Raw genomic sequence first — 11,880 nt, 5'->3', positions numbered from 1 at the left:
CCCCGGGCCGCGGTCGGCCTCAAGGACCTCCCGGACACGCCCGCCGCAGCAACACCTGAGGCCGTCCGGGTTCTTTTCTCAGACTTCTGCTGAGTCGATCGAAAGCGCCGGCCCGACGGCGCGAGCCGTGTACGGCATCGCCACACAAGGTCTTGACCTGCAGAAATGTGATTCGTAGGCCGCACTGCGGCGGTTCCCCTACCGATCAGTCACGCCCGATCGGGGGCGTGTACCCCCTGTCACATAGTTGCTCCTCAGCGTTTTCTCAGGACATTCTTATCCCACAACGTCCGGCGCACCACTTGTCCGGATTTGTGGTGAAACCCCGAACCAGCGACCAGCCGATGAGGCTCGGCCCGGTCGCGACCGCTTCGGACATCGGAATCCCCGGGCTGGATCGCCCGGGCCAATTAAGGAGTAACTGGGTGAGACGCTGGAACAGCCGCGTCGTCAAGGTCGCCCCCGTGGTGGCTTCTGCCGCGCTCGTGCTTGCTGCCTGTGGCAGCAACAGTGGTACCTCCTCCTCGGTCGCGCAGGCTCCGGCCGCTCCGGCCGCCGCCGCTGCCGACACCGCGGCCGCCCCGGCCCCGGCTGCGGCCCCGGCCCAGGCTGCGGCTCCCGCCGCGAGCACCACCGAGAAGGCCCCGGCCGCCAAGGCCGAGACCAGCACCAAGACCGCCGCTTCGACCAAGTCGACCGCGACGAAGAGCACCACCAAGTCGACCGCTGCCAAGCCCGCTGCCGTCCCGGCTTCGGGTGGCACCGCCACCGGCGCGCTGGACACCGTCAAGGCCGACACCTCGGCCGATCAGCAGAAGGTGTACGACCAGAAGAACGGCGCCACCGACATCGGTGTCACCAAGGACGCCATCAAGCTCGGCACGATCAACATGCACGGCATGGCGCTGGGCAACGTGCTGGTGACCCCGCAGGTCCACGGCGACCTCGCGGCCATGCAGGCCATCAACGACCGGGGCGGCATCCTGGGCCGTCGTCTCGAGATGACAGACTGCGACGACGGCCCGGGCGAGGTTGCCCGTGCCAAGGCCTGCATCAAGAAGCTGGCCGGTCAGGACCAGGTCTTCGCACTGGTCACCGGCGTGGACTGGGCCACGGCCTCGATCCACGACGACCTCAAGCAGTACCACCTGCCCTACGTCGGTGCCTGGGCCTACTCCCAGACCGAGTGGCAGGACCCGTTCATGTTCCCGAGCCACATGTCGATGATCCACGAGGCCATGGCCGGCGCCCACTGGGCCGCCAACGTCATCAAGCCCAAGACCTACGGCATGGTCTGCCTGACCAGCCCGGAGATGCAGCTGGCCTGCAACGAGGTCGCCAAGGTCATGGACGCCTCGGGCTCGAAGCTGGTCAAGCGCGCCGACGTCTCCATCTCGGAGACCTCGATGTCCGCGTACGTGCTGGCGATGCGCGCGGCGGCGCCGGAGCACATCATCCACTACGTGATCAACCCGGCCACGATGGCGAAGTTCATGGTCGAGTCGGCCCAGCAGGGCTACTACCCGCCGAAGGGCATCTCGGGCAACCACCTCGCCGCTGAGGTGCTGGGCTCGATCTTCGGCCAGTGGCCGGTTGGTCGCTACTGGACCAACACCACCTACAAGCTGTGGGGCCCGGAGTTCATGGCCACCATGAACAAGTACGCCCGCTTCAACAAGGGCACGAACCACCACATCGTGCAGGCCGGCTACGCGGGCATCAACATCTTCGCGCAGGCTGCCAAGGCCACCGGTCCGAACCTGACCCGTGACCGCATGATGGCGACCCTGGACAACGGCACCGTCTGGAAGTCGGACGCGTCCCTCGACCAGCGCTTCAGCTACGTCCAGTCCGAGCGCACCGGCAACAATTGGGACCACAACATGGGCCAGGGCCGCGAGTTCATCTACAAGTACACCAGCACCAACACCGTCTCGAACCCCGACGGTTCCCCGAACGGCTTCGCGCCGGACCCCGACCAGTTCATCATCTATACCTGGAAGTAAGCCGAGCGGAACGACGCCGCCCCACCAACGAGCGGACGGCGCGTCGACCGGAGCCGAAGGTGCCGAGAGAGCGAGCTTGCGAGCCCTCTCGAGCACCGGAGGCGAAGGGAGACGAGCCACCGCCGCGAGGAACGAGCGGCGTCCGCTCCCGAGGCGCCTGAACAGGTTTGAGCGCGAAGCGCGATACACCTGGAAGTAAGCCTTCCAAGCACGATCTGAACATCTGAACCAAGCAGCGCCCGGGTGGACCCCTCCACCCGGGCGCTGCGCTGTTCCAGACGCGCCCCCCAGCCTGCCTTCGTCGGCTGCCGAGCAGGGCCGATACGCCAGCGGCGCGACCGACTGCGCGTCGCGCCTCATCCGCCTCGGTTGTGTTCTGCAGCCGACGGGGTCAAGGCGGGCTGGGCGGGGGCGGGCCGGGCCGAGCCCGCGGGACGAGGCCGGGCCAGGCAGGGGCGAGGCCGGGCCGAGCACGCGAGGCAAGGTTGGGCCGTGAAGGCTGCCGAGGAGAGCCGGTACGCCAGGGGCGCGCCCGACCGCGCGTCGCGCCTCAGCTGCCTCGGCTGTGTTCTGCAGCCGGCGGGATGAACAGGGGCCGGGCGGGGGCGGGGGCCGGGCCGGGCCCGCGGGACGCGGGACGCGGGAGGGCGAGGCCGGGCCGTGAAGGCTGCCGAGCAGGGCCGACACGCCAGTGGCGCGGCCGACCGCGCGTCGCGCCTCAGCCGCCTCGGTTGTGTTCTGCAGCCGACGGGGTCAAGGCGGGCTGGGCGGGGGCGAGGCCGGGCGGAGGCGACGCCGTGGAGGCCGTGGGCGCGACGGGACATGTCGAACCTGACGAGGCCTCAGGAGACGGTGAAGCGCAGCGAGCCGGGGTAGGTGTTCGGGTCGGCGGTCCAGCCCTTCGAGGAATTCTTGGCGGTCCAGACCTTGCCCGCGCACTCCACCGCGGACACTCCGTAGAACTTCGCCTGGGCGACCAGCCACTCGGCTGCGGCCCAGGCGTGCTGGCCGGCCTCCGTGCCTGCCGCGACGGTGGCCACGACGGCGCCGGTCTGGTCCGGCGTGCCGGTGGTCAGCATCGAGCCGAACGCACCGGTCAAGGCCGTCGCCACGGTCGCCGCCCGGGTGGCCGGCGTGCCGGTGTTGTCGGCCAGCAGTTGGGTGCCGCCGACGACGCAGCTGAACGCCGCGGCCGACTGGCCGGTCATCGCCGAGGCCAGGGCGCGCGCCGCGGACTCGTGCCGGGCGTAGCCGTCGGGGTGGGCGCTGTGCTGCACGTCCTGGGCAACGTTGTTGATGTTCATCGTCTGATAGCCCTGGATCTTCACCAGCGCGTCGTAGAACGCCCCGGCCGCGTAGATCGGGTTCAGGACCTGAGCCGCGGTCCCCCACCCCTGCGACGGGCGCTGCTGGAACAGCCCGAGGGAGTCGCGGTCGCCGTAGTCGAGGTTTGTCAGCTTCGATTCCTGCATCGCGGTGGCCAACGCGATCGTGGCCGCCCGGGCCGGCAGGTCGCGGCGGACCGCGACCGAGACGATCGCGGAGGCGTTGCGTGCCTGGTCCAGGGTCAGGTCCGCGCTGCGCGACCCCACCCGCGCCGTACAACCCTCACCGAAGGCCCCCCAGTTGCCGAAGTGTCGCGCGAGCAACGCCAGCCCGGAGCCGGCCACGACCAGCGAGCCCACCAGGACTCCGACCCGCGCGGCGACGCGATGTCTGCGTCGCCCCCACGGTGCCATGAGTCTCCCAGTGCGGCTATGCGGCCGGCTTCAGCACATAGCCTGCCCCACGCAGCGTGTGGATCATCCGCGGGCGGCCGGCGTCGATCTTCTTGCGCAGGTAGCAGATGTAGATCTCGACGACGTTGTCCTGGCCGCCGAAGTCGTAGTTCCAGACCCGGTCCAGTATCTGGGTCTTGGACAGCACCCGGCGCGGATTGCGCATCAGGTAGCGCAGAAGTTCGAACTCGGTTGCCGTCAACTTGATCAGCTCGTCACCGCGGAACACCTCGTGGGTGTCCTCGTCGAGTACGAGGTCACCGACGACCAGCCGGTTGCCCTCCGACGACGGGCCGGTGGTGCGCCGCACCAGCCCACGCAGCCGGGCGACGACCTCCTCGAGGCTGAACGGCTTGCTGACGTAGTCGTCGCCGCCGGCGGTCAGGCCCGCGATGCGGTCCGCGACAGCGTCCTTGGCGGTCAGGAACAGGGTGGGCACGTCGCCGACCTCGCCGCGCATCCGCCGCAGGACGGTGATCCCGTCCATGTCCGGCAGCATGATGTCCAGCACGACGGCGTCGGGCCGGAACTCCTTGGCGATCCGCAGGGCCGACGTGCCGTCCGGGGCGGTACGGATGTCCCAGCCCTCGTAGCGCAGGGCCAGCATCAGCAACTCGGACAGGCTCGGCTCGTCGTCGACGACGAGGACCCGGATCGGGGTGCCGTCCTCCCGCAGAGCGCCGGGTCGGGCGGTCGGGTTCAAGATGCTGGAAGAAGTCGTCATGTGATCAATCTGGACCTCGTGGCTTTGGCTTTCCCATGCCTTTCTTGTGCGATTTCTGTGAGATCTGCGGAGCATTTCTGAGGTCTTTCTGTGTAAGTGTTGTGGACGCGCCCCTGGCGTCCGGCGCTGGTCGCAGCCCCCCGAGTGGTGGTCGGTAGGGTCGCGACGGTGCAGGGCGTGCAATCGGGTGCCCGGGAGGTGCGGTTCGCGTGAAGGACCCCTTTGAGCGGCTGAAGAGGGCTCTGGGCAGGCGCCGGCCCGGCCCCGCGCAACCCCCGACCCCGCCGGCACCCCCGCCGTCGGTCGATCCCGGCCCGGGCCCGCAGACCTGGACCGTCGCTGCCGACGAGCCGACCGCGCAGATCCGGCCGACCTCGGAGCCCCCTGCGGAGCAGACCTCAGAGTGGTTCCGCCCCGTGGGCGGCCAGGACCCGTCCCCGCCGCCGGTCGACGAGCCTGCGCTCATGTTCCCCCCGCGCGGCGAGCCCGCGGGCGGACCGCCGCAGCGGCCCCCGGTGGCCGCCGGAGCCGGATCCGGCGCCGCGGCTGCCGCAGCCGGGATCACGGTGCTGACCGCGAAGAAGCGCCGGCGCCGACACCGGATGATCAAGGCGTTCGTGGCGCTGCTCGGGATCGTCGCAGCGGGCTTCGTGATCGTGTTCATCGCCTACGAACGGGTCACGATCCCGGCGGTGAACGCCAGCGTGCTCGAGCAGACCTCGCAGGTCTACTTCGGCGACAACAAGACGGCTTACGGCCAGTTCGGCCAGACCGACCGCGAGATCGTCCCGCTGACGCAGATGCCGCAGTCCTTGCGCGACGCCGTGATCGCCGCGGAGAACCGGAACTTCTACCACGACAGCGGCGTCTCGTTCACCGGCATCATCCGCGCGTTCTGGGTGAACATGCGCGGCGGCACGGTGCAACAGGGCGGTTCGACGATCACCCAGCAATACGTGAAGAACTACTACCTGACCTCCAAACGCACCCTCACCCGCAAGATCGAGGAGGCGTTGCTGGCGATCAAGCTGGACAAGCAGCTCTCGAAGGACCAGATCCTCGAGAACTACCTGAACACCATCTACTTCGGTCGCGGGGCCTACGGCGTCCAGGCCGCCGCCAAGGCCTACTTCAACGAGGACGTAAGCAAGCTGACGGTGCCTCAGGACGCGGTGCTGGCCGCCCTGATCCGCTCCCCCGGCGGGTACGACCCCTCGACCGCCGCCGGCCTGACCGCTTTGCAGTCGCGCTGGGGCTACGTGCTCGACGGCATGGTCACCGACAAGGCGCTGAGTGCGTCGGACCGGTCCGGCGAGCAGTTCCCCACGATTCCGACCCAGCAGAAGAACTCACAGTTCGGCGGGCAGAAGGGCTACATCCTCACCACGGTCGAGAACGAGCTCGAGTCCCGCGGGCTGACCAAGGATCAGATCGAGAACAGCGGCCTGAAGATCTACACTACGCTGGACAAGCAGGTGCAGTCGGCCGCCGAGACCGCGGTGCCGCAGGAGTTCCCCAAGTCCAAGGCCGAAGGCGTGCGGGTCGGCCTGGCTGCCGTCCAGCCCAACACCGGGAAGATCCTCGGGATGTACGGCGGCAAGGACTTCCTGGGAACCGACAAGTACGCCCAGGTGAGCATGGCGACCTATCCGATCGAACCGGGATCGGGGGTGAAGCCGTTCTCGGTGGCCGCGGCGCTGGAGAACGGCTACGGCCTGAACTCCGTCTTCGACGGCAACTCGCCGCTCTACATGAACGGTCAGAAGCTGGGCCGAAACGAGTTCAACACCAGCTACGGACCCGCGGTGACCCTGTTCCAGGGCCTGACCGACTCGATCAACACCGTGTTCCTCAACCTGGCCGTCGACCTCGGGCCGCCCAAGATTCGCGGTTCACTGGTCCGGGCCGGGTTCCCCAACAACGCGCCGGGCATGGAGAACGTCCCGGACATCACGCTCGGCACGTTCTCCGTGCCGCCGACGGTGGTCGCGGACGGCTACGCGACCTTGTGCGGCACCGGCGTGCAGGCCCCGCAGCACGTGGTCGACCACGTCCAGGACAACAGCGGCAGCGCCGTCACGATCACGCCGATCAAGATCACCCCGAGCCCGGTCTACAGCTCGCCGGTCCGGTCGGACGTGCTGCGCGCGATGATCAACGTCGTCCAGAACGGCACCGGCACGGCGGCCAAGGCCTTGGGCCGTCCCGTCGCCGGCAAGACCGGTACGCACCAGTCGCTGACGGCGTGGTTCAACGGCTGCACGCCGCAGATCGCGGCCTCGGTCGACTACATCAAGGGCGACGGCACCGAGTCGCTGGACGGCGTGGCCGGCCTGCCTACCTTCTTCGGCGCGGTCTACCCGACCCAGACCTGGACGACGTTCATGGAGCTCGCACTGAAGGGCAAGCCGACCCAGAACTTCAACATCGGTCCGGGCGTCAAGGGCACCCTGGACCTGTCCCCGCCCTCCGCCTCGCCGAGCGGGTCGTCGAGCCCGAACCCGGGCGGCGCGACGACGCCGCCCACCCTGGGTCCGCCGGCCACCGAACCTCCGGTGACCCAGCCGCCGGTGACCGAACCGCCGGTCACCAAGCCACCGGTCACCAAGCCGCCGGAATCACCGCCACCGCCGGCCACGACCGACCCCGGCGGCGGGGCCAAGTCCGGCGGCGGACCCGGCAAGACCCCGCCGTCGCCGTAGTACCGGTCGGGGCTCAGGCTCGGCGCAGGTTCGCGGCCTTGACCGGTCCGGTCCAGGCCGCGTAGGCCGCCAGGCGTTCGCCGCTGGCGCCGTCGACGACCTCGATGCGGACCTCGATGCCGCCGGCGTGACCTTCGCCCTGCGCACCGAGTCGGCCCTCGATGTCCTGGGCGATGGCCCACGCCTGACCGTGTGCTGCCTCGACGGCTTCGTCGTAGGTCCGGGCGGACGCCAGCACGACGCGGCTGTGGGCGTCGCGGACCTGATAGGCGCCGCGCTGCGCCGGTACCCGGCTCACCGCACTCCCGCCTCGGGCTCGACGACCTCGACAGCCTGGACCGCGACATCAGCGGCTGCGCCGTCGCGCGGGGCCGGGACCACGGGTCCAGGCGCCCAGTAGGCGTCCGGCTGCGCGGCCGAACGATCGATCATCGGCGTCAGGACCATGAGCGCCCCGATCGTGCCGATGACGACCAGGAACACGAGCACTGCGATGAACGACATGTCGACCCCCCCGGGTCCCGAACTTCTCCACGCGCGGGGACACCCGTCCCCACGCCCACACCCTCCGAGGCTGCCCGGCCCGTTTGAGGGATTGCCGGCAGTCCGCTTTGGGTCCGCTGTGGCCCGGGCAAATTCACCCGAGGACCGAAGCCGGCGAAGTGGAGATCCACTTCGCGCCTGATGTTCTCCATGTCCGGAGCATCGGTCGGGGAGTCCGTCGACTTTTGGGTCGCCCGGACTGAAAGTGCGTCAGTTCATCGGCGCGGTCGGACAATCCTGGCATTCCCGGACAAAGCGAGTGTCCGGAATGGCAAGAGCGCCCCGGGAACAGCCGGTTCGTTGCGTTCGATCAAATTTTGTGAGGTGCTTCTTGCTTTCCCGTGGTTTGTCCGGGCCCTCCCGATAGGTGCACTCAACAGAACCCGGCATGAACCGGCCGGGATCCGCCACGAAGGGCCCGCAGTGAAATTTCGCAGAATCGCAGTGATGGTGGCGCTCGCGGGCGCCACCGCGCTCTCGGGTGTCTCCACCGCCTCGGCGGCGTCTCACCCGACCCCGCCGGCTCCCGGCATGCACCAGACCCCGAAGGCCGACAAGCCAGGGCCCGACTGCGACCGGCCGATGCCCGGCCGATTCGGCCACCACCGGCACCACCACTTCGGTCTGCCGTTCCTGAACCACCACCGCAAGGGTGAGCACCCGATGCCCGGCGCGGACCAGCCCGGTCCGGCCGACAAGGGCGGCCCGCTCAAGCCCGGCCCGCTCAAGCCCGGACCGCTCAAGCCCGGCCCGGCCAAGCCCGGTGCCGTCCACCCCGGCCCGTTCATGCACGGCCCGGGCATGCACCGCCCGTGGGCGCACCCGGCCCCGCCGTGCGCTGTCCCGAACGGTCCCATGCACCGCGGCGACGCCGACCACGGCAAGCCGGGCCCGGCCGACAAGGGCGCCCCGATGGTCGGCAAGCACGACGGCGACGGTGGCGGGAACGGCGGCAACGGGTCGACCGTGGTCAAGTCCATGCCCAAGGGCGCGATGACCACCAAGACCACGCCCCCGGTCACCGGCAAGGCCCCGGCCACCGCCGACAAGGCCAAGCCGGCCCCAATCGCGAAGCCCGCAGCGCCGATGACCAAGCCCGCCCCGGTCACCGGGAAGACCACCCCGACGGCGGCGTGCCCGAGCACCGCGAAGACCACCGCCACCACCGGCAAGACGGGTACCACCACCGGCACGGGCACCGACAAGACCACGCCCACCACCGGCAAGACGACCCCGACTGCCGGCAAGCCCGCGAGCGGGACCAAGACCGGCTCGACCACCGGTGCCGCGTGCGCCACCGCGTCGAAGACCGCCCCCACCACGGGCAAGACCGGCACCACCGGGACGACCACCCCGGCCAAGCCCGGCACGGCCAACGGCGCCAGCACCCCGGCCAAGCCCGGCACGGCCGCCGGCAGCACCAGCCCGGCGAAGGGCAAGGCCCCGAGCACCATGTCGATGCCGACGGCCCCGCAGTCCGCCTGATCGAGGCGCAACCCGCGCAGGTTCGCGGCATTCTGGACCCGGCAGCCCGTGCTAGCGCACGGCTGCCGGGTCCGCTTTCGTTCCGGCCGACCGGGCGTCTTACCTGAGCGCTCGCTGTGAACTTTCTGTCACAGAATTGCTGTTGCCCTTTCACAGGAATCCCCAAGCCCCGAGCCCGAATGTTGTCCTCGCCGGGGGGCCGTGGGGCTGCCCGCAGTAGCGATGCCAAAGGCGTGGGGGCGGCAGATGAGCATGACCATCGACACCGCGGACTCGGCGGGCGCGGAAGCGCAGCCGGGCGCGGAGGAGAAGCGGCGACGCAGATTGATGCGTCGCAAGGCAGCGGCACCGACCGCGGCCGAATTGGCGCGACCGAAACGTCGCGGCCGTAAGAAGTGGGTAGCCGCCGGCCTGGCCGTCGTGCTGCTCGCCGGCGGTGGCAGCGCGTGGGCGCTGACCCGCGGCGGGACCAGCACGCCTGCGCCGACCTCGCGGACCATCACCTCGACGATCGCGACGGGCAGCGTCTCCAAGAGCGTCCAGGCCTCGGGCACGGTGGCCGCGGCCAACGTCGCGGACCTGACGTTCCCGAGCGCCGGCACCGTGAACTCGGTGAAGGTGACCGTCGGTGAGAGCGTCACCAAGGGCCAGGCGCTCGCGTCGATCGACAGGACGTCGTTGCAGCTGGCGGTCAATGCCGCGCAGGCGTCGTACAACCAGACCGCCGCGCAGCTGAGCTCGGCGCAGGCCAACCTCGCGGCCGACAAGGCAGCGCTGGCCGCGCTGAAGGCCTCGGCGTCGACGTCGACCGGGCCGACCGGCGCGACCGGGACCTCGGGCTCGACCACCTCCGCGGCCGACCTGGCCACGCAGGAGGCGAACGAGCAGGCCCAGATCGACAGCGCCGACGCGCAGATCGCGGGCGAGCAGTCGCAGCTGGCAGGCGCGCAGGACAAGCTGAACTCCGCGAACACCGACCTGGCCGGGGCGACGATCACCTCCCCGATCACCGGGACGGTCTCGGCGGTGAACATCTCGGTCGGCGACACGGCCTCCGGCAGCGGGGGCGGCAGCTCCTCCGGCGGGTCCGGCAGCGGCGGCGGCGGGAGCAGCCACGGCACCGGTACCTCCGCGGTGAGCCCGAGCGCGACGACCTCGTCGAGCGCGGCCATCGAGGTGGTCAACCTCAAGTCGTGGGTGGTCAACGCGACGGTGTCCGGCGCGGACCTCGACTCGATCAAGGTCGGCCAGGAAGCCACGATCACCACCAGCGGCTCGAACCAGCCGGTCTTCGGCACGGTCGCCTCGGTCGGCGTCACCGCGTCCTCGACCTCCGGAGGCGCGGCGCAGTTCCCGGTCACGATCAACGTCACCGGTAGCCCGACCACCCTGCACCCCGGGGACACGGCCACGGTCGCGATCACGACTCAGCAACTGAACGACGTGCTGACCGTGCCGACCGCCGCGATCACGACGGTCAACGGCCAGACCATGGTGACCAAGGTGGTCAACGGTTCGCCGCAGCAGGTCCCGGTCACCCTCGGCGCCAGCTACGGCCAGCAGACCGTGGTGACCTCCGGCCTGTCCGACGGTGACCAGGTCCAGTTCACGATCACCAGCCTGGCGGGCAACCGCACCGGCGGCACCGGCACCGGTCGCACCGGTCGGACCGGCACCGGCACCGGGACCGGCACCGGTGGCACCCGCACGGGTGGCACCACGACCGGCGGCTTCGGCGGCGGCGGCTTCGGTGGGGGTGCCGGATGAGCGCGCTGACCACATCCGCGGCCGCGGGCGCATCCGCGGCGACGCCGGTCCCAGTGCTGTCCCTGACCGACGTGGCCAAGCGCTACGTCACCGGCGCCGAGATCGTGTCGGCCCTGCAGGGTGTCTCGCTGGACATCCACGTCGGTCAGTACGTGGCCATCATCGGACAGTCCGGCTCGGGCAAGTCGACGCTGATGAACATCCTGGGTTGCCTCGACACCCCGACCTCCGGGACGTACCGGCTGGCCGGACAGGACGTGTCGACCCTGGATGAGACCCGCCTGGCCCAGGTCCGCAACGCCGAGATCGGCTTCGTGTTCCAGCAGTTCCACCTGCTGGCCACGCTCTCGGCCTGGCGCAACGTGGAACTGCCGCTGGTCTACGCCGGCATGGATCGCCCGGAGCGCAAGCGCCTGGCGATGCAGGCTCTGGAGCGCGTGGGCCTCGGCCACCGCGTCGAGCACCGCCCCAACGAGCTCTCCGGCGGTCAGCAGCAGCGCGTGGCCGTGGCCCGCGCGTTGGTGACCAACCCGGCGATGATCCTGGCCGACGAGCCGACCGGAAACCTGGACTCGGCGTCCACGGACGACGTGCTCGGCCTGTTCGCCGACCTGCACGCGGCCGGTTCCACGATCGTGCTGATCACGCACGAGACGGAGGTCGCGTCGCGCGCCTCGCGTCGAGTGAAGCTCAGCGACGGCCTGATCGTCTCCGACGAGTCCGACGACGACGCCGCCGACCTCACCCACACGTCGCTCAACACGCTGCTGGGCCTGCCGGCTCAGCGAGGGAGCTGGCAATGAAAGGCAGAGACACCGCCCGCAGTGCCCTGGAGGCGATCCGCGGGCACCGGATGCGCTCGATCCTCACCATGA

The 11,880-nt window shown here is 70.1% G+C and carries 9 protein-coding genes; 5 read left to right on the top strand and 4 right to left on the bottom strand.

The window, feature by feature from the left end; all coding sequences use genetic code 11:
* Positions 1–425 precede the first annotated feature (425 nt).
* Complete coding sequence (locus VHU88_05770) at positions 426–2,006, top strand: ABC transporter substrate-binding protein (GenBank protein HEX3611176.1); 1,581 nt, start codon at positions 426–428, stop codon at positions 2,004–2,006.
* An 842-nt stretch (positions 2,007–2,848) separates the two neighbouring features.
* Here the strand turns inward: VHU88_05770 and VHU88_05765 are convergent.
* Both VHU88_05765 and VHU88_05760 read right to left on the bottom strand, forming a co-directional pair.
* Positions 2,849–3,745: a hypothetical protein gene (locus tag VHU88_05765; GenBank protein ID HEX3611175.1), complete on the bottom strand. Its 897-nt coding sequence runs from the start codon at positions 3,743–3,745 to the stop codon at positions 2,849–2,851.
* A 16-nt stretch (positions 3,746–3,761) separates the two neighbouring features.
* Positions 3,762–4,508 carry a response regulator transcription factor gene (locus tag VHU88_05760; protein ID HEX3611174.1) on the bottom strand — a complete coding sequence of 249 codons (747 nt, stop codon included), beginning with the start codon at positions 4,506–4,508 and terminating at the stop codon, positions 3,762–3,764.
* A gap of 209 nt (positions 4,509–4,717) precedes the next feature.
* Between VHU88_05760 and VHU88_05755 the strand changes: the two genes are divergently transcribed.
* The gene (locus tag VHU88_05755; protein HEX3611173.1) at positions 4,718–7,210 is read left to right on the top strand and encodes a transglycosylase domain-containing protein; all 2,493 of its coding nucleotides are present in this window, start codon (positions 4,718–4,720) and stop codon (positions 7,208–7,210) included.
* Positions 7,211–7,223: 13 nt separating this feature from the next.
* Here VHU88_05755 and VHU88_05750 read toward each other — a convergent pair whose 3' ends face one another.
* Positions 7,224–7,508, bottom strand: coding sequence for a hypothetical protein (locus VHU88_05750; GenBank protein ID HEX3611172.1), 285 nt, complete (start codon positions 7,506–7,508; stop codon positions 7,224–7,226).
* The gene (locus VHU88_05745; protein ID HEX3611171.1) at positions 7,505–7,714 is read right to left on the bottom strand and encodes a hypothetical protein; all 210 of its coding nucleotides are present in this window, start codon (positions 7,712–7,714) and stop codon (positions 7,505–7,507) included. Before VHU88_05745 ends, VHU88_05750 begins: the two co-directional genes overlap by 4 nt.
* Positions 7,715–8,200: 486 nt before the next feature.
* Between VHU88_05745 and VHU88_05740 the strand changes: the two genes are divergently transcribed.
* The 3 genes from VHU88_05740 (at position 8,201) to VHU88_05730 (ending at position 11,808) form a co-directional block, all read left to right on the top strand.
* Positions 8,201–9,238 (top strand): hypothetical protein, encoded by a 1,038-nt coding sequence (locus tag VHU88_05740; protein HEX3611170.1) that lies wholly within the window; start codon positions 8,201–8,203, stop codon positions 9,236–9,238.
* 246 nt (positions 9,239–9,484) lie between these two features.
* Entirely contained in the window at positions 9,485–11,005 is a 1,521-nt protein-coding gene (gene cwsA / locus VHU88_05735; protein ID HEX3611169.1) for a cell wall synthesis protein CwsA, read from the top strand.
* Complete coding sequence (locus tag VHU88_05730; protein ID HEX3611168.1) at positions 11,002–11,808, top strand: ABC transporter ATP-binding protein; 807 nt, start codon at positions 11,002–11,004, stop codon at positions 11,806–11,808. Before cwsA ends, VHU88_05730 begins: the two co-directional genes overlap by 4 nt.
* Positions 11,809–11,880 lie beyond the last annotated feature (72 nt).

This window comes from Sporichthyaceae bacterium (genome assembly GCA_036269075.1).
Classification (GTDB): Bacteria; Actinomycetota; Actinomycetes; order Sporichthyales; family Sporichthyaceae; genus DASQPJ01.
Note: the sequence above shows the minus strand (reverse complement) of the source record. Positions and strands in the feature narration are given on the sequence as shown.

Bases quoted from the DNA above. Each gene is read 5' to 3' on its own strand.
- VHU88_05765 (HEX3611175.1), bottom strand. From the start codon at position 3,745: ATGGCACCGTGGGGGCGACGCAGACATCGCGTCGCCGCGCGGGTCGGA.
- VHU88_05730 (HEX3611168.1), top strand. From the start codon at position 11,002: ATGAGCGCGCTGACCACATCCGCGGCCGCGGGCGCATCCGCGGCGACG.
- VHU88_05745 (HEX3611171.1), bottom strand. From the start codon at position 7,714: ATGTCGTTCATCGCAGTGCTCGTGTTCCTGGTCGTCATCGGCACGATC.
- VHU88_05760 (HEX3611174.1), bottom strand. From the start codon at position 4,508: ATGACGACTTCTTCCAGCATCTTGAACCCGACCGCCCGACCCGGCGCT.
- cwsA (HEX3611169.1), top strand. From the start codon at position 9,485: ATGAGCATGACCATCGACACCGCGGACTCGGCGGGCGCGGAAGCGCAG.
- VHU88_05740 (HEX3611170.1), top strand. From the start codon at position 8,201: ATGGTGGCGCTCGCGGGCGCCACCGCGCTCTCGGGTGTCTCCACCGCC.